15 protein-coding genes and 1 pseudogene are annotated in these 16,609 nt (G+C 64.5%); 11 read left to right on the top strand and 5 right to left on the bottom strand.

Annotated features, from left to right (window positions below; genetic code table 11):
* The 10 genes and pseudogenes from EOA75_RS14330 to EOA75_RS14285 all read left to right on the top strand — a co-directional run.
* Window positions 1-397 (top strand): annotated as a pseudogene (locus tag EOA75_RS14330) (gfo/Idh/MocA family oxidoreductase); the annotation flags it as partial.
* A 498-nt stretch (window positions 398-895) separates the two neighbouring features.
* Window positions 896-985 carry a K(+)-transporting ATPase subunit F gene (locus tag EOA75_RS14325; protein WP_067003971.1) on the top strand — a complete coding sequence of 30 codons (90 nt, stop codon included), beginning with the start codon at window positions 896-898 and terminating at the stop codon, window positions 983-985.
* Window positions 986-1,007: 22 nt separating this feature from the next.
* Entirely contained in the window at window positions 1,008-2,711 is a 1,704-nt protein-coding gene (gene kdpA / locus EOA75_RS14320) for a potassium-transporting ATPase subunit KdpA (RefSeq protein WP_127324498.1), read from the top strand.
* Between the two features lies 1 nt (window position 2,712).
* Window positions 2,713-2,949 carry a hypothetical protein gene (locus tag EOA75_RS14315; RefSeq protein ID WP_245307341.1) on the top strand — a complete coding sequence of 79 codons (237 nt, stop codon included), beginning with the start codon at window positions 2,713-2,715 and terminating at the stop codon, window positions 2,947-2,949.
* Window positions 2,946-5,042 (top strand): potassium-transporting ATPase subunit KdpB, encoded by a 2,097-nt coding sequence (gene kdpB / locus EOA75_RS14310; protein ID WP_127324497.1) that lies wholly within the window; start codon window positions 2,946-2,948, stop codon window positions 5,040-5,042. The genes EOA75_RS14315 and kdpB overlap by 4 nt, the downstream gene beginning before the upstream one ends.
* Window positions 5,043-5,054: 12 nt before the next feature.
* On the top strand, window positions 5,055-5,618 hold the full coding sequence (gene kdpC, locus EOA75_RS14305; protein ID WP_127324496.1) for a potassium-transporting ATPase subunit KdpC: 564 nt from the start codon (window positions 5,055-5,057) through the stop codon (window positions 5,616-5,618).
* 56 nt (window positions 5,619-5,674) lie between these two features.
* Window positions 5,675-8,398: a sensor histidine kinase KdpD gene (locus EOA75_RS14300; RefSeq protein ID WP_127324495.1), complete on the top strand. Its 2,724-nt coding sequence runs from the start codon at window positions 5,675-5,677 to the stop codon at window positions 8,396-8,398.
* Window positions 8,395-9,087: a response regulator transcription factor gene (locus tag EOA75_RS14295; RefSeq protein ID WP_095826776.1), complete on the top strand. Its 693-nt coding sequence runs from the start codon at window positions 8,395-8,397 to the stop codon at window positions 9,085-9,087. The genes EOA75_RS14300 and EOA75_RS14295 overlap by 4 nt, the downstream gene beginning before the upstream one ends.
* 59 nt (window positions 9,088-9,146) lie before the next feature.
* Window positions 9,147-9,518: a hypothetical protein gene (locus tag EOA75_RS14290; protein WP_245466634.1), complete on the top strand. Its 372-nt coding sequence runs from the start codon at window positions 9,147-9,149 to the stop codon at window positions 9,516-9,518.
* 145 nt (window positions 9,519-9,663) lie between these two features.
* On the top strand, window positions 9,664-10,131 hold the full coding sequence (locus EOA75_RS14285; RefSeq protein WP_095800551.1) for an NUDIX hydrolase: 468 nt from the start codon (window positions 9,664-9,666) through the stop codon (window positions 10,129-10,131).
* A 111-nt stretch (window positions 10,132-10,242) separates the two neighbouring features.
* On the opposite strand, the gene EOA75_RS14280 is transcribed toward EOA75_RS14285, so the two are convergent.
* The 5 genes from EOA75_RS14280 to EOA75_RS14260 all read right to left on the bottom strand — a co-directional run bounded on the left by EOA75_RS14280 (window position 10,243) and on the right by EOA75_RS14260 (window position 15,430).
* A complete protein-coding gene (locus EOA75_RS14280) occupies window positions 10,243-11,082 on the bottom strand; it encodes a citryl-CoA lyase (RefSeq protein WP_095800552.1) in 840 nt (279 codons plus the stop codon).
* Window positions 11,079-12,263, bottom strand: coding sequence for a CoA transferase (locus EOA75_RS14275; RefSeq protein WP_127324494.1), 1,185 nt, complete (start codon window positions 12,261-12,263; stop codon window positions 11,079-11,081). The genes EOA75_RS14280 and EOA75_RS14275 overlap by 4 nt, the downstream gene beginning before the upstream one ends.
* A 15-nt stretch (window positions 12,264-12,278) precedes the next feature.
* A complete protein-coding gene (locus EOA75_RS14270) occupies window positions 12,279-13,802 on the bottom strand; it encodes a tripartite tricarboxylate transporter permease (protein ID WP_127324493.1) in 1,524 nt (507 codons plus the stop codon).
* A 5-nt stretch (window positions 13,803-13,807) separates the two neighbouring features.
* The gene (locus tag EOA75_RS14265; protein WP_067318841.1) at window positions 13,808-14,344 is read right to left on the bottom strand and encodes a tripartite tricarboxylate transporter TctB family protein; all 537 of its coding nucleotides are present in this window, start codon (window positions 14,342-14,344) and stop codon (window positions 13,808-13,810) included.
* Between the two features lie 120 nt (window positions 14,345-14,464).
* A complete protein-coding gene (locus EOA75_RS14260; protein ID WP_127324492.1) occupies window positions 14,465-15,430 on the bottom strand; it encodes a tripartite tricarboxylate transporter substrate-binding protein in 966 nt (321 codons plus the stop codon).
* A gap of 202 nt (window positions 15,431-15,632) precedes the next feature.
* Here EOA75_RS14260 and EOA75_RS14255 point away from each other — a divergent pair, with 202 nt between their 5' ends.
* Window positions 15,633-16,484 carry an IclR family transcriptional regulator gene (locus tag EOA75_RS14255; protein ID WP_127324499.1) on the top strand — a complete coding sequence of 284 codons (852 nt, stop codon included), beginning with the start codon at window positions 15,633-15,635 and terminating at the stop codon, window positions 16,482-16,484.
* The last annotated feature ends 125 nt before the right edge of the window (window positions 16,485-16,609 follow it).

The raw sequence follows: 16,609 nt of genomic DNA, 5'->3' as shown, positions 1-16,609 counted from the left end.
CCCGATGATGAGCGAGACCGCCTATTTCGTGAAGGATGTGGTCGGCCCGAAAGGCGCCGTTTCGATCGTCGCCGGCCAGTCCGCAAGCAGCGCCAAGGAAGCCGAGGAGGTATCGGATTCCGCCGACATCGACCGCCACACCAAGACCGACGCGCTGAAGATCCACTACGCGCAGGTCGATGGCGACAAGAACTTCTCGAAGCCCGACGAGATCGTCAGCATGGAGGACGAGCCCGGCCATCAGGAGCTTTGCGACCGCGAGCAGGCCTTCTTCCTGCGCGCCATCCGTGAGGACCTCGATCTGACCGAGCAAATGGATGCCGCCGTCAACAGCCTGCGCATCGTTTTAGCCGCCGAGCAGAGCATCGCGGAGAAGCGGACCGTCGAGCTGACCTGAAGCTTCCGGTCAGCCTGCCGCGCAACCCCACATCTAGCCGCTTCGCGGCTGGGCAGTCCGCCGGCGGCGTGCCGATCGGCATGCAGCCAGTCGGGCCGCTATGTAGCGCTCTCCACGCAGTTGGAAGAGGAGATCCCGTGCAGGGACCGGCGGCCGGCCAACCAGCTTCCGGATCTTTGGAACAGCACGTTGCCGCCGCCTTCATCCCGTGGCGTCAATTTCCTATAAGATTCCTATTTCTTTGCTCCCCGCCTCGTCTCGAACCTTTATGGCGGTCGGGTCCATATTCCCCTCGAAAAACACTTTCATCGCCATCGCCGCCAAGGTGACGGGCGGTCCTGTGCAATTTTGAACTCGACCGTGTCGGGGTGCAAAAACAAGCCGAAACAAGGAATGCCTGCAATGGACCTCGTTGTTCTCGGGATGGGGATTTTGTTCTTCGTCCTGTCCTTAGCTTACGTCAAAGCCTGCGACAGAATCTGATCGAAGGGTCTTACAATGCTTTTCGACTACGTCCTCGGCGGCGCGGTGACCTTGTTCTTGCTTGCCTACCTCACCTACGCCCTCATCCGCCCAGAGCGCTTCTGATCGGCACACGGAAAGTCAGTTCATGACACTCAACGGCTGGATACAGATCCTCGTCTATTGCGGGATCCTGCTTTTGCTCGTGAAGCCGCTCGGCGGCTACATGCACCGCGTCTTCAAAGGCGACCGTACGTTGCTGTCGCCCGTGCTTGTCCCGATCGAGCGCGGCCTCTATCGCCTCGCCGGGACAAGCGAGAAGGAAGAACAGCACTGGGCCGCCTACGCCACCGGCATGCTGCTTTTCAACCTCGCCGGTTTCCTCGTGCTTTATGCCTTGCAGCGGCTGCAGGGCGCGCTGCCCTACAATCCCGCCGGGATGGCTGCGGTCGAACCGGAGCTCGCCTTCAACACCGCGGCGAGCTTCGTCACCAATACCAACTGGCAGAACTACGGCGGCGAAAGCACGATGTCCTACCTCGTGCAGATGGCCGGCCTCACCGTCCAGAACTTTGTTTCGGCCGCCGCCGGCATTGCCATTGCGATCGCGCTGATCCGCGGCTTTGCCCGCGCCTCGGGCAAGTCGATCGGCAGTTTCTGGGTCGACCTGACCCGCTGCACGCTTTACGTGCTCCTGCCGGCCTGCATCGTGCTGACGCTCGTCTATGTGTGGCTCGGCATCCCGCAGACGCTTGGACCCTATGTCGACGCCACCACGCTGGAAGGCGCCAAGCAGACGATCGCGCTCGGCCCAGTCGCCTCTCAGGTCGCCATCAAGATGCTTGGCACCAATGGCGGCGGCTTCTTCAACGCCAATGCCGCGCATCCTTTTGAGAATCCGGACGCCATCTCGAACCTGATCCAGATGCTGTCGATCTTCGCGCTCGGCGCCGGTCTCACCAACGTCTTCGGGCGGATGGTCGGCAGTGAGCGCCAGGGTTGGGCCATCCTTGCCTCGATGGGCGTGCTGTTTCTCGTCGGCGTCATCGTCTGCTACTGGGCCGAGGCCGCCGGCAGTCCGCTGGTGCATGCGCTCGGCATCGACGGCGGCAACATGGAAGGCAAGGAGACGCGCTTCGGAATTGCGTTGTCGGCGCTGTTCGCGGTCATCACCACGGCCGCCTCGTGCGGCGCCGTGAATGCCATGCATGATTCTTTCACCGCGCTTGGCGGCATGATCCCGCTGATCAACATGCAGCTTGGCGAGGTCATCGTCGGCGGCGTCGGCGCCGGCTTCTACGGCATCCTGATGTTCGTCGTCCTTGCCGTCTTCGTTGCCGGCCTGATGGTCGGCCGCACACCGGAATATCTCGGCAAGAAGATCGAGGCCAAGGAGGTCAAGATGGCGATGCTTGCCATCCTCTGCCTGCCGCTGGCGATGCTGATCTTCACGGCTATCGCCGTGGTCCTGCCGAGCGCGGTGGCCTCGATGGCCAATGGCGGCCCGCACGGCTTCTCGGAGGTGCTCTATGCCTATACGTCGGCGGCCGCGAACAACGGCTCGGCCTTTGGCGGACTGACCGGCAACACGCCCTGGTACAACATCACCATCGCGATCGGCATGCTGATGGGCCGCTTCCTGGTCATCATCCCGGCTTTGGCCATCGCCGGCTCGCTGGCCGCAAAGAAGACCGTGCCTGCTTCCGCCGGCACCTTCCCGACCGACGGCATGCTGTTCGTCGGCCTCCTGGTCGGCGTGATCGTCATCGTCGGCGGCCTCACCTTCTTCCCGTCGCTCGCCGTCGGTCCGATCGTCGAGCATCTGGCGATGATCCGCGGACAGACTTTCTGAGATGACCATGCCTTGGTTCAACAACATACCTCGGCACGATCGTCACCAATCCGGTGACGGAACGCCCGATGACGGAGGGGACGAGAAACCTCGTCCTTTCCCGACGCTCTCCACCTTCCTCGGCATGGCGGCCGTGCTGTTCGTGCTGTGGCTGCTGGCCTCGGGCCTTCCGCATCTGTTGCCGAAGACCGAACACCCGGCGCCATCCAACATCACCGATACTGGAGCCTTAAAATGAGCCAGTCCAAATCCGCGAGCATTCTGGATGCCAGCATCCTGATGCCCGCCATTGGCGGCGCTTTCCGCAAGCTCGATCCGCGCACGCTGATCAAGAACCCGGTGATGTTCGTCGTTGCCATGGTCTCAGCACTCACCACCGTGCTGTTCGTCAAGGATGTCATCACCGGCGGCGGCGATCTCGGCTTCACCTTGCAGATCATCATCTGGCTGTGGTTCACCGTGCTGTTCGCCAACTTTGCCGAGGCCGTGGCCGAGGGGCGCGGCAAGGCGCAGGCGGACTCGCTGCGCAAGGCGCGCACCGAGACCCAGGCCAAGCTGCTCGTCAACGCCGAGGATCGCGGCAAGTTCAAGTTGGTGCCTGGCACCAGCCTGAAGGTCGGCGACATCGTGCTGGTCGAAGCCGGCGACATCATCCCTTCCGACGGCGAGGTGATCGAAGGCGTGGCTTCCGTCAACGAGGCGGCAATCACCGGCGAATCCGCGCCTGTGATCCGCGAATCCGGCGGCGACCGCTCGGCCGTCACCGGCGGCACGCAGGTGCTGTCCGATTGGATCCGCGTGCGCATTTCCGCCGCCTCCGGCCAGACCTTCCTCGACCGCATGATCTCGCTGGTCGAAGGTGCGGAGCGCCAGAAGACCCCGAACGAGATCGCGCTTAACATCTTGCTTGTAGGCATGACGCTGATCTTCGTCCTGGCCACCGCGACCATCCCGAGCTTCGCCTCTTATTCCGGCGGCTATATCCCGGTAACGATCCTCGTCGCTTTGTTCGTGACACTGATCCCGACCACGATCGGCGCGCTGCTTTCGGCCATCGGCATTGCCGGCATGGATCGCCTGGTGCGTTTTAACGTGCTTGCCATGTCCGGCCGCGCCGTCGAGGCTGCCGGCGACGTGGACACCTTGCTCCTCGACAAGACCGGCACCATTACGCTCGGCAATCGCCAGGCGACCGAGTTCCATCCGGTGAAGGGGGTGACCGAACAGGAGCTGGCCGATGCTGCTCAATTGGCCTCGCTGGCTGACGAGACGCCGGAAGGCCGCTCGATCGTGGTGCTGGCGAAGGAAAAATACGGCATCCGCGCCCGCGATATGGCGACCTTGCATGCCACTTTCGTGCCCTTCACCGCGCAGACCCGGATGAGCGGCGTCGACATCGACGGCTCGTCGGTGCGCAAAGGCGCGGTCGATGCCGTGCTAGCCCATGTCAATCAAGCAACGGTGGCAAGCCATGGCACGCGTCCGACAAGCGACACCATGCGCGACCTGCAGGCCAGGGCCGACGAGATCGCCAAGGCCGGCGGCACGCCGCTGGCGGTCGAGCGCGACGGGCGCCTGCTCGGCGTCGTCCACCTCAAGGACATCGTCAAGGGCGGCATTCGCGAGCGTTTCGCCGAGCTTCGCAAGATGGGCATCCGCACGGTGATGATCACCGGCGACAATCCGCTGACCGCAGCGGCCATCGCGGCCGAAGCCGGCGTCGACGACTTCCTCGCCCAGGCGACGCCTGAAAACAAGCTGTCGCTGATCCGCGAGGAACAGGCCAAGGGCAAGCTTGTCGCGATGTGCGGCGACGGCACCAACGATGCGCCGGCGCTCGCCCAGGCCGATGTCGGCGTCGCCATGAACACCGGCACGGTCGCGGCGCGCGAGGCCGGCAACATGGTCGACCTCGACAGCGATCCGACCAAGCTGATCGAGATCGTCGAGATCGGCAAGGCGCTGCTGATGACGCGCGGTTCGCTGACCACCTTCTCGATCGCCAACGACGTCGCCAAGTATTTCGCCATCATCCCGGCCATGTTCGCCGTGTTCTACGTCGCGCCCGGCCAGTCGGCGGGCCCGCTGCAGGCGCTCAACATCATGCATCTGGCGACGCCGCAGAGCGCCATTCTGTCGGCGATCATCTTCAACGCGCTGATCATCGTCGCGCTGATCCCGCTGTCGCTGAAGGGGGTGAAATACCGCGCCATCGGCGCCGGCGCGCTGCTCACCCGCAATCTTCTCGTCTACGGCCTTGGCGGCATCATCGTGCCGTTCGCCGGCATCAAGGCGATCGACCTGATCGTCACGGCTCTTGGCCTGGCATAGGGACCCATTCCGATGTTCAAGCAACTCAGACCCGCTATCGTCATGATCGTTTTCTTCACGGTGCTGACCGGCCTCATCTATCCGATCGGCATGATCGGCATCGCGAAGGCGCTGTTTCCCAGGCAGGCCAATGGCAGCCTGATCGAAAGGGATGGCAAGGTTATCGGCTCCGAACTGATCGGCCAGGCCTTCGCCAGCGACCGCTATTTCCGCGGGCGGCCGTCGGCCGCCGGCGACGGCTACAACGCCGCCTCCTCCGGCGGCTCGAATCTCGGGCCGACCAATGCGAAGCTGATCGAGCGCATCAAGGCCGACGCCGACAGGCTGAAGGCCGAGAACCCGAACGCACCGGTTCCGATGGATCTCGTCACCACGTCTGGCAGCGGCCTCGATCCCGACATCAGCCCGGAGGGGGCCTATTTCCAGGTGCCGCGGATTGCCAAGGCCAGGGGCATCGATGAAGCCAAGGTGAAATCGCTTGTCGACGGCCATGTCGAGGATCGCGAGCTGGGCTTCATGGGTGAGCCGGTGGTCAATGTGCTGGCCCTCAACATGGGGCTCGACGATCTCAAATAATCAGCACTCGCAGCGGGGATCGACACGATCCCCGGTGCAATCCATGATTGGACTTGATGCCGGACGACAGGACCAACTTCGAGAACAGACCTTCTCCCGACGCGCTGCTCGAGCACGCGGAGCGGGAGGGCCGCGGCCGTCTGCGCATCTTCCTTGGCGCGGCGCCCGGCGTCGGCAAGACCTACGAGATGCTGTTGGCAGGCCGCGCCCGGCGCGCCGACGGCATCGACGTCGCGATCGGCGTCGTTGAAACGCATGGCCGCAAGGAAACCCAGGCGCTGGTCGAAGGCTATGAGGTGATCCCGCGACGCGAGGTCGAATACAGGGGCCGCGTCCTCGACGAGATGGACATCGACGCCATCCTGAAACGGCGGCCGGAGCTGGTTCTGATCGACGAGCTCGCGCACACCAACGGGCCCGGCAGCCGTCATCCCAAGCGCTATCTCGATGTTCAGGAAATCCTGTCGCAGGGCATCGACGTCTACACCACGCTCAACATCCAGCATGTCGAAAGTCTGAATGACGTCGTGGCGCAGATCACCCGCGTCAGGGTGCGCGAAACCGTTCCGGATTCCATCATCGACGAGGCCGACGACATCGAGGTCATCGACCTCACCCCGGACGACCTGATCAAGCGGCTGCATGAAGGCAAGGTCTATTTCCCGCAAACCGCTCAGCGCGCGATCGAGAACTATTTTTCGCCTGGCAATCTGACGGCGCTTCGCGAGTTGGCGCTGCGACGCACCGCGCAGCGCGTCGATGAACAGCTCCTCAGCCATATGCAGTCCCACGCCATTCCGGGACCGTGGGCGGCCGGCGAGCGGGTCCTTGTCTGCGTCGACTCGCGTCCGGACGGGAGCGCTCGTATCCGCTACGCGCGCCGGCTCGCCGATCGCCTGCGGGCGCCATGGACGGCGCTGCATGTCGACACGCCTCGCCTGGCCGGCATGTCCGAAGAGGACAAGGACCGGCTGGCGACAAACCTGCGCCTTGCCGAACAGCTCGGCGCCGAGGTGGCGACCATCCCGGGCCAGAACGTCGCCCAGGACATCGTGCGCCATGCGACGGCGAACAACTTCACCCATATCGTCATCGGCAGGCCGACCCGCTCGCGCTGGCGGGAACTGATCGAGGGCTCGCTCACCTATGACCTGATCCGCAATGCCGGCGACATCAGCGTCCATGTCATTTCGGGCAAGGAGCGCGATGCCGACATGCCGTCGGCCCGGGTGAAGGCCGCGCCCGAGCAGAAGCCCTTCCAGATCTGGCCCTATCTGTTCTCGACGGCCTATGTCGCCGGCGCGGTGGCCGTCAGCTCGATTCTCGATCAGTTCCTCGATGTCCGCAATCTGGCCAGCGTCCTGCTGCTGGCGGTGCTGACTTCTGCGGTGACGTTCGGACTCTGGCCGGCGCTCTACGCTTGTTTCCTGAGCGCGCTTGCCTTTAACTATTTCTTTCTCGAGCCGCGCTATACGTTCACGATCAGGGATCCGGAGAGCATCGTTGCCTTCGCGGTCTTTCTCGTTGTCGCAGTCATCGCCAGCAATCTGACGGCGCGCGTCCAGCGCCAGGCGGTCGCCGCCCGCTCACGCGCGCGAGCCACGCAGGACATCTACTCGTTCTCGAAGAAGCTCGCCGGCGCCGGCACGCTTGACGACGTGCTGTGGGCCACCGCCTTCCAGATCGCCTCGATGCTGAAAGTGCGCGTGGTGCTGCTTCTGCCCGAGAATGGAACGATCACCGTCAAGGCCGGCTATCCGCCGGACGATACGCTCGCCGAGGCTGACATCGCGGCGGCCCGCTGGGCCTGGGAACATGATCGCCCCGCCGGCCGCGGCGCCGATACGCTGCCCGGCGCCAAGCGCCTCTATCTGCCGTTGCGAACAGGCCGGACAGCGGTCGGCGTCGTCGGCCTCGACAACGACAAACAGGGCCCTTTGCTGACCCCCGAGCAGCAGCGCCTTCTCGACGCGCTTGCCGATCAGGCGGCGGTCGCCATCGAACGCATCCAGCTTGTCGCCGATGTCGACCGCGCCAGGCTGGCGGCGGAAGCGGACCGGCTGCGCACGGCGCTGCTTACCTCGATCTCGCATGACCTGAAGACGCCGCTGGCCGCCATCATGGGTGCCGCCGGCACGCTGCGGGAATACGCGGCCGCCCTTCCCGAAGAGGACCGCGCGGAACTCCTGTCGACGGTGGTCGACGAATCGGAGCGGCTCAACCGCTTCATCGCCAATCTGCTCGACATGACCAAGATCGAGTCCGGCGCCATGGAGCCGAACTACGCCCTCCATTATGTCGGCGATATCGTCGGCTCGGCGCTCGATCGCGCTCGCAAGATCACCGGCGAGCACCGCATTAACACCGACATTCCGCCGGACCTGCCGATGCTGCGCCTCGACCCGGTGCTGTTCGAGCAGGCGCTGTTCAACCTCCTCGACAATGCCGCCAAGTATTCCGCGCCCGGCTCGACCATCCGCCTGCAAGGCTGGGTCGACAACGGCTCCGTCATCCTGCAGGCCATGGACGAGGGACCAGGCATCCCGCCCAACGACCTCGAACGGATCTTCGACACCTTCTATCGGGTGCGCAAGCGCGACCAGGTCCGCGCCGGCACGGGTCTCGGCCTGTCGATCAGTCGCGGTTTCGTCGAGGCCATGGGCGGCAGGATCTCGGCGACGAACCGTACCGACCGGCCCGGCGCGATCTTCACCATCCGCATGCCGGTGCCGCAGGAAATTCCGGACCTTGCCGTGGCCAAAACGGATGACGCCGCATGACCGGTCAGAACGTCAGCATCCTGGTCGTCGACGACGAACCGCCGATCCGCAGGCTGCTTCGGGTCGGCCTCGGCAGCCAGGGCTATGCCGTATCGGAGGCACCGAACGCCAAGGCAGCGATCGAGCTCATGCAGGCGCAGCGGCCCGACCTGATCCTGCTCGATCTCGGCCTCCCGGGGATGACGGGCCTCGAACTGCTCGGCAAATGGCGTGACGACGGCCTCGACATTCCGGTCGTCATCCTATCGAGCCGCACCGACGAGGCCGGCATCGTCCAGGCGCTCGAGATGGGCGCCGACGACTATGTGACGAAACCCTTCGGCATGAACGAGCTCGTCGCCCGCATCCGCGTGGCGCTGCGCCACAAGTTCCAGCAGCAGGGCGAGAAGCCGGTGTTCCAGGCCGGAGACCTTTCGGTCGACCTGGTGAAGCGCATCGTCAAGGTAGAGGGTAAGGAAGTAAAACTGTCGCCGAAGGAATACGATATCCTGCGCATGCTCGTGCAGTATGCCGGCAAGGTTCTGACCCATCAGTTCCTGCTGAAGCAGATCTGGAACGAGTCGACGGACGTGCAATATCTCAGGGTCTATGTCCGCCAATTGAGGCAGAAGATCGAGAAGACACCGGACCAGCCGCGCTACATCATCACCGAGACCGGCGTCGGCTACCGTTTGCGCGAGGTCGATTGAAGGAACCGGCGGGCATCATCAAACCGATCGAGGCTGTGCCGAGATCGGTCGCTTGAACCATGGTAGATCCGCACAAACATCCTATATTACTGCAAGGTTTCTGTTTTTCGTGCGGGAAGGAAGCGATGTCGCATCCTCGGCTATCGGCGGCTTTGATTGCCGCGGCTTTGTCGACTGCCGCCCTTTTGGGCGCGGCTTCATATGCCTCCGCGCAGGTCGTCATCCCCACAGACCGCAACGCCCTGATCCAACATAACGAGCTGCAGGCGCTCCGGAACCAGCTGCAGCGACGACAGTTCCAGCAACAGCAGCAGCTTTACCGCGAGCAGGACCGGCAGATCGTTCCGAAGGCTCGCCCTGAAGTGCCGATCGTCAAGCAGAATTGCCAGTCTCAGGTGATCGGCACCACGATTTCGCGCGTCTGCCGCTGACATTTTTCTTTTTTGGGTTTACTTAGCCGACTTACTGTCGGCAGCGAGCCGCCTTGCATGGGCGGCGGTTTTGGGATTTGCAGGAGCGAGATTTTTGCCGTGCGGATAGCGTACGGCAGGAATGCCGCTTTGATCGGATTTGGGGATGGCAGCAGCCAAGAAGAAAGCAGTACGCAGGGCAAAGAAGGGAGAGCGGATCCGCCAGGTGGCGGCCATCCCCTTTCGCCTACGCGGCGACGGCCAGCTTGAAGTCTTGCTGGTCACCTCGCGCACGACCAAACGTTTCATTGTGCCCAAGGGCTGGCCCATGAAAGGCAAGAGCGGGCGCAAGGCGGCCGCGATCGAGGCCCAGGAAGAGGCGGGCGTGCTGGGCAAGGCGCTGAAGCAGCCTGCCGGCGGCTACTCCTATTGGAAGCGCATGGCCAGCCGTTTCGTCCGTGTCGACGTGGTCGTCTACCTGCTCGAGGTCAGCGAGGAGATGGCCGACTGGCGGGAGGCCGTGAACCGTCAGCGGGCTTGGCTGCCGGCGGCCGATGCGGCCCTGCTGATCGACGAGCCCGAGCTTTCCACGCTGCTGAGGGATTTGACGGCCTTGGTGACCGATCCGGCGTAAGACGATGGCCTGGCGCAATTCCACGAAAGTGTGACACGGCATCCGTCAGGAATTCCGTCACAACAAAATGGATGGAATGGTTCGCCGTTTTCCGTGGAACGGTGAAACGCTCTAATCGGAGTCGCCAGGAAACGGCCGTGCCGGGGTGCCGCTATAAGCCCACAGCCATTCTTTGGGCAGAGGTCCCTTGTTGCGGTCGCTCTCCTGTGATTGCTCCCAGGCATGCGCCAGTATGCCTACCGAGCGCGACAGCACGAAGAGGCCGCGCGTCAGTGGCGGCGGGAAGCCAAGCTCGCCATAGATGACGGCCGTGGCGCCATCGATGTTGAGCGGGATCGTCTTGCCCTTGCGTGTCGCCACCTCCGCCTCGATCGCCTCGGCAATGTCGGCAAAGCGCCCGCTGACGACGCCGCGACCGGCGAAGTCGCGCGTCAGTTCGATGAGGCGTGGCGCCCGCGGATCGATCGGGTGGAAGCGATGCCCGAGGCCGGGCACGTAGCCCTTTTCCTCGGCGAAGAACCGGTCGAGCCGCGCACTCACCGCTTCGGCGAGGCTCGCGCCACCATCGATTGCGGCGGCGATGTTGCCATAGAAGGAAAGCGCCTGCTCGCCGGCCCCGCCATGCACGTCCCCCAGCACATTGATGGCGGAGGCCATGGCGTTGTTGATGCCGACGCCGCAGGTCGCCGCCATGCGCGCGATCGCGATCGACGGCGCCTGCGGGCCGTGGTCGACGGCGGCCCCGAGCGCGATGCCGAGCAGCGCCGCCTGATCGTCGCCCGGCAATTCGCCGCGCAGCATAAGCCAGATCATCGCCGGAAAGCTGACCCGGCCGATCAGATCCTGGATCTGGTAGCCGCGCAGCCGGATCACGCCGGGCTGCATCTCGATGATGCCGGTCCGCCACCACTCCTCGCCGCGGTCGCGGCCGGTCTTTTTGTCCGCGCTCATGCCCGCGCCCTCCCCTTGCCGCGCGCCGGCAAGCTGGCGAACACGTCGTCCATATGCGCGCCAAGACGTGGCGGAGGGCCGGCTGGCACGGGAGCCGCACCGTCGACCATAAAGCCGCCGCGCACCACCGTGAGCGGCTTCTCCATTCCGGGTATCTCCTGGAAGCGCGTCGTCATGCGGCGCTCGGTGACCTGGCGTTCCTGCAGCACTTGCGGGATCGTCAGCACCCGCCCGGCCGGCACGCCGGCGCGGTTGAGCTTTTCTTCCCAGACCGCCGCAGGAGCGCCGGCAAGCGCGTCTTCGATAAGCGGCTTCAGCGCTGCCCGGTTCTCTTTGCGCGTCTCGCGTTCTGCAAAGCGCGGATCCGAAGCCAACTCTGGGCGGCCGATCAAGCCGCAAAGGGTCACGAACTGCTCCTGCTTGTTGGCGGCGATGTTGAGCAGGCCCTCGCCGGTGCGGAACGCGCCGGAGGGCGCGGCCGTCATGTTCTCGTTGCCCATGGCTTGAGGCTCAACGCCCGCCGTCAGATAGTTCGACACCGGCCATCCCAAGGCCGATAGCGTGCATTCGAGCATCGACACGTCGAGGAAGGCGCCTTCGCCGCTGGTCTTCTGCCGCACCAGCGCCGCAGCGATAGCGAAGGCCCCCACCAGCCCGCCCAGCGTGTCGGCGACCGGATAGCCGACGCGCAGCGGCGCCGTTTCCGGCGTGCCGGTGATGCTCATGATCCCGGACAGCCCCTGGATGATCTGATCATAGGCCGGGTTGCCGCGCATCGGGCCGGTCTGGCCGAAACCCGATATCGCGCAATAGACGAGGCTTGGCCTAACCTCCTTCAGCTTCTCGTGGCCGAGGCCGAGCCGATCCATCACGCCCGGCCGGAAATTCTCGACCAGTGCGTCCGCCGTGGCGACCAGGTTGAGGAACCGCTCGCGGTCGGCCTCCTGCTTCAGGTCGAGCACCACCGATCGTTTGCCAGCGTTCTGCGCCAGGAAGGATGCACCCATGCCGGCTTTGTTGAGCTCCGGCGAGGCGCCAAGCTGGCGCGCGAGATCGCCGCCCGGCGGCGCCTCGACCTTGATGACGTCGGCGCCGAGCAGCGCCAGCTGGTAGGCGCAGTAAGGACCTGCCAGCACATTGGTGAGGTCGAGGACGCGTATGCCGGAAAGCAGGTCTGTCATGATGCTCCAGATCGGTCAGGCATCGCCCGGCACATGCTCTGGTCCGCGCGTGCGCCGGCGTTCGATCCAGGCCCAGATATGCGGGCCGACCAGACCGATGAAGGCGAGCGTTAATAGCGTCAGCGAGAGCGGGTGCCGGTAGAACACCGTCCAGTCGCCATTGGCGATCGTCATCGCCCGGCGGAACTGCGTCTCGGCGAGCGGCCCGAGGATCATGCCGATGATGACCGGCGCCGTCGGAAAATCGAAGCGGCGCATAAGGAAACCCGCCGCGCCCAGCAGATAGAGGATGATGAGATCGATCGGCGACTGCGAGATGCCGTAGGTGCCGACGGTGGCGAACACCAGAATGCCGGCATAGAGCTGCGGCGCCGGGATCTTGAGCAATCGTACCCAAAGGCCGATCAACGGCAGGTTGAGGATTACGAGGATGACGTTGGCGATGAACAGGCTGGCGATGAGGCCCCAGACGAGATTGGCCTGCGTCGTCAACAGCAGCGGTCCGGGATTGATGCCGTAGCTCTGGAAGGCCGACAGCATGATCGCCGCCGTTGCCGAGGTCGGCAGGCCAAGCGTCAGCATCGGCACCAGCACGCCGGCAGCCGACGCGTTGTTGGCAGCCTCCGGCCCGGCGACGCCTTCGATGGCGCCGACCGTGCCGAACTCCTCCTTGTGCTTGGAAAGCTTCTTTTCGATGGCATAGGAGAGGAAGGTCGGGATCTCGGCCCCGCCGGCGGGCAGGGCGCCGATCGGGAAGCCGATTGCCGCGCCCCTGAGCCACGGCTTCCACGAGCGCGCCCATTCGGAAGCAGTCATGTAGAGCGAGCCCCTCAGTGGCACGATCTCGTCCTTCCCGGCATAGCGGCGCGAGGCCACGTAGAGGGTCTCGCCGACCGCAAAGAGGCCGACCGCTACGACGATGACGTCGACGCCGTCGAGCAACTCGCCCATGCCGAAGGTGAAGCGCGGCTGCCCGGTCTGCAGGTCGACGCCGATCATGCCGATGACGAAGCCGACGAACAGGCTGGTAAGCCCACGCACAGAGGACGAGCCGAGCACCGCCGAAACGGTGATGAAGGCGAGCACCATCAGCGAGAAATATTCCGCCGGCCCGAAAGCCAGCGCCAGCTTGACCACGATCGGCGCCAGGAAGGCGACGCCCAGCGTGCCGAGGGTCCCGGCGACGAACGAGCCGATCGCGGAAGTCGCGAGCGCCGCGCCGCCGCGGCCCGAACGCGCCATCCGGTTGCCCTCGAGCGCGGTGACGATGGTGGCGCTTTCGCCCGGTGTATTGAGCAGGATCGATGTCGTCGAGCCGCCATACATGGCCCCGTAATAGATGCCGGCAAACAGGATGAAGGAAGCTTCCGGCGCCACCTGGTAGGTGATCGGCAAAAGCAGCGCGATGGTCAGCGCCGGCCCGAGGCCAGGCAGCACGCCGATCGCGGTTCCGAGCGTCGTGCCGAGCAGGCACCACAAGAGATTGGTCGGCGTGAAGGCGACCGCAAATCCGTGCGCGAGATAACCGAGCGTGTCCATCGTCCTCAGCCCCTTCCCATGCCGACGAGGGCGCTGATCAACGCGTTGAGCTGGTTCTCGATCAGGCCGGCCCCTATATTGACGCCGAGCGCTCTGGCGAATCCGAAATAGGCAGCCAGCGCCAAGATCAGGCCAAGCAGCGCATCGCGCAGCGGATGCCGGCTGCCGAAGCCGAAGCAGACCAGCACGAACATGATCACCGAGGCGGCTGTGAAGCCGAGCGGCTGGATCAGCACGAGATTGGCAACGAGCCCCGCGACTACGAAACCCATCGCCTTCCAGTCGGTCGGCGTCTCCTTTTCCTCGTCCGGCTGCCAGCCGCCACGCAGGGCGGCGACGATGAGCAGCAGCGACAGGATCACCATGCCGGCCATGGTCATGTAGGGGAAGACCTTCGGGCCGACCTTGGAATAGAGCGGCGAAACCGGGATCGCCAGGGTCTGCCAGGCAACGGCCCCGGCGCAGGCAAGAAGCCCGACGCCGATCAGCAATTCGGGTATGGCAAGGCGCGGCGGTGACGCCTGCTGGTCGCTGGTGCTCATGATCTCCTCCCCGGAAGCCGGCCTTCCACTGCCGGCTTCGCCGCAGTTTCATTGAACCGTCGCATGTCCGCTGTCTCGAAGAAGGCGATGCAGCCTCCTTCGAGGTCAGGCAGGAGGCGATCAGGCGAGGCCGAGATCCTTGAGGATCGCGCCGATGCGTGTCGTGTCCTCGGCGACGAACTTGGCATAATCGTCGCCGGTCAGCAGAATCGGCGTCCAGTTGCGGTTCTTGCACTCGGTCGCCCAGGCCTCGCTCTTCGCCATGGTCTCGACCATCTTGATCATCGCCGCCTTGTCTTCGTCGGAAACGCCGGGGGGTGCAAAGACGCCGCGCCAGTTGAACAATTCGACGTCGATGCCGGCTTCTTTCAATGTCGGCGCGTCGATGCCTTCCTGACGCTTGTCCGACGAGATCGCCAGCAGCCGGAGCGCGCCCGCCTTGACCTGCTCGGAGAATTCGCCATAGCCGGAAATGCCGGCCGCGACCTGGTTGCCGAGCAGCGCCGACAGCGCCTCGCCGCCGCCGGCGAACGGCACATAGGACAGGTTGGCGGCAGGCACGCCGGCCGTCTTGGCGATCAGGCCGAAAAGGATGTGGTCGGAACCGCCGGCCGAACCGCCGGCCACCGGAACCTTCGTCGGATCCGCCTTCAGCGCCGCGACGAAATCATTGGCCGTCTTGAACGGCGAGGCTGCCGGCACCACCAGCGCCTCGAACTCGCCGGTGAGGCGCGCGATCGGCGTCACTTCGGTGAGATTGTTGGCGGCCTTGTTGGCGATGATGGCGCCAACCATGACCATGCCGGCAACCATCAGCGCGTTGCCCTTGCCCTTCCACTGGTTGACGAATTGCGGCAGGCCGACCGTGCCGCCGGCGCCACCGACATTGGTGATCTGCGAGCCGGAGATCAGCTTTTCGGAGCGCAGCACCTGATCGATCGTGCGCGCGGTCTGGTCCCAGCCGCCGCCGGGGGCCGCCGGCACGAAGATTTGGATTTGCGGGGCGTCCTGCGCAAAGGCGGCTCCGAAATGCAAAGCCGCGAAGCCGGCGGCGGTGGTCGACAAGAATCTGCGTCTGTTCAGCATGGGATTCCTCCAAATCACGACACCTCCTCCGGTGCCTGCCAAGACGTGGCCTGAATTAAGACCCGCATTCGAGTTCAAGCATTTGTTACCGCGTTCTGTCAACGGGAATGCCATTCTGCTGGACAGAACGCATCGGATCGGACTAAATCCGCATGTCCAGGGTCATTCCCGGATGGGCGACCACGATGAAATCGTCACCGCAATGACAGACCTCCCTCCAAGCCAGGCTCCGGCCGACGGCGTTGCCGCGCTCGACCGGGCAATCGCCATCCTCGACGCGTTCACCATTGCCGACCGGTCGCTCGGCCTCGCCGAAATCGCGGCCCGAACCGGTCTCTACAAGAGCACGATCCTCAGATTGGCCGCCTCGCTGATGCGCGGGCAATTGCTGGAGCGCCTGGAGGACGGACGCTATCGCATCGGACCGGCGACCTTCAGGCTTGGCGCGCTTTACCAGCGCTCGCTCGTGGCGATGGATATCCTTTTGCCGATCATGCGCGATCTCTCCGAGCGGAGTTGGGAAAGCGTCGCCTTCTATGTCCGCTCGGGCGACGTGCGCACCTGTCTCTACCGGGTCGAGTCGAAGCACCCGATCCGCTACACGATACGGGAAGGTGACGTGCTGCCCTTGCTGGTTGGTTCCGGCGGCCGGGTGCTGGCCGCGTTCTCGGGAGAGCAGGGCGAGCCTTACGAGACGATCCGGAAAACCTATAGCTACATTTCAATCGGTGACCGCGATCCGCAGACTGCCGGCATCTCCGCCCCTGTCTTCGGGCCGGGACGGACACTGCTCGGCGTGCTCACGCTCGCCGGTCCGAACACGCGGGTCGACGCGGCCTTCCTCACCCGCATGAAGCGGCCGCTGCTCGAAGCTGCCGCCCGCGCCACCCGCGCTTTTGGCGAAGATGCATCCATGCTGGATGCGGCAAGCCTCGACACGCCGCCGGAGCCCACAACGGATCCGGGTTTTGGCGAGCATCAAATTCGAGTTTCCGGCACGCAGCAGGCCAATGTCGCCGAGCTTCGGGCAGGTGGACGCTCAAGCGACGGTTAGCTCTTGCCAATCGCGTCCCTTGGCACCAATCTCGGCTCGAAGGGCCGCTCATCGGGTGGATGGCTGCGCGATAGGTTTTGCCATGACCCGCGATCAGATGCTCGCCAAAACCCGGATCCGTTGTG

The sequence above is a fragment of the Mesorhizobium sp. M1A.F.Ca.IN.022.07.1.1 genome, assembly GCF_003997575.1.
Classification (GTDB): domain Bacteria; phylum Pseudomonadota; class Alphaproteobacteria; order Rhizobiales; family Rhizobiaceae; genus Mesorhizobium.
Note: the sequence above shows the minus strand (reverse complement) of the source record. Positions and strands in the feature narration are given on the sequence as shown.

What these genes read in the sequence shown, in the direction of transcription:
- EOA75_RS14325 (WP_067003971.1), top strand. Translation starts at nt 896, where the DNA reads ATGCTTTTCGACTACGTCCTCGGCGGCGCGGTGACCTTGTTCTTGCTT.
- kdpA (WP_127324498.1), top strand. Translation starts at nt 1,008, where the DNA reads ATGACACTCAACGGCTGGATACAGATCCTCGTCTATTGCGGGATCCTG.
- EOA75_RS14315 (WP_245307341.1), top strand. Translation starts at nt 2,713, where the DNA reads ATGACCATGCCTTGGTTCAACAACATACCTCGGCACGATCGTCACCAA.
- kdpB (WP_127324497.1), top strand. Translation starts at nt 2,946, where the DNA reads ATGAGCCAGTCCAAATCCGCGAGCATTCTGGATGCCAGCATCCTGATG.
- kdpC (WP_127324496.1), top strand. Translation starts at nt 5,055, where the DNA reads ATGTTCAAGCAACTCAGACCCGCTATCGTCATGATCGTTTTCTTCACG.
- EOA75_RS14300 (WP_127324495.1), top strand. Translation starts at nt 5,675, where the DNA reads ATGCCGGACGACAGGACCAACTTCGAGAACAGACCTTCTCCCGACGCG.
- EOA75_RS14295 (WP_095826776.1), top strand. Translation starts at nt 8,395, where the DNA reads ATGACCGGTCAGAACGTCAGCATCCTGGTCGTCGACGACGAACCGCCG.
- EOA75_RS14290 (WP_245466634.1), top strand. Translation starts at nt 9,147, where the DNA reads ATGGTAGATCCGCACAAACATCCTATATTACTGCAAGGTTTCTGTTTT.
- EOA75_RS14285 (WP_095800551.1), top strand. Translation starts at nt 9,664, where the DNA reads ATGGCAGCAGCCAAGAAGAAAGCAGTACGCAGGGCAAAGAAGGGAGAG.
- EOA75_RS14280 (WP_095800552.1), bottom strand. Translation starts at nt 11,082, where the DNA reads ATGAGCGCGGACAAAAAGACCGGCCGCGACCGCGGCGAGGAGTGGTGG.
- EOA75_RS14275 (WP_127324494.1), bottom strand. Translation starts at nt 12,263, where the DNA reads ATGACAGACCTGCTTTCCGGCATACGCGTCCTCGACCTCACCAATGTG.
- EOA75_RS14270 (WP_127324493.1), bottom strand. Translation starts at nt 13,802, where the DNA reads ATGGACACGCTCGGTTATCTCGCGCACGGATTTGCGGTCGCCTTCACG.
- EOA75_RS14265 (WP_067318841.1), bottom strand. Translation starts at nt 14,344, where the DNA reads ATGAGCACCAGCGACCAGCAGGCGTCACCGCCGCGCCTTGCCATACCC.
- EOA75_RS14260 (WP_127324492.1), bottom strand. Translation starts at nt 15,430, where the DNA reads ATGCTGAACAGACGCAGATTCTTGTCGACCACCGCCGCCGGCTTCGCG.
- EOA75_RS14255 (WP_127324499.1), top strand. Translation starts at nt 15,633, where the DNA reads ATGACAGACCTCCCTCCAAGCCAGGCTCCGGCCGACGGCGTTGCCGCG.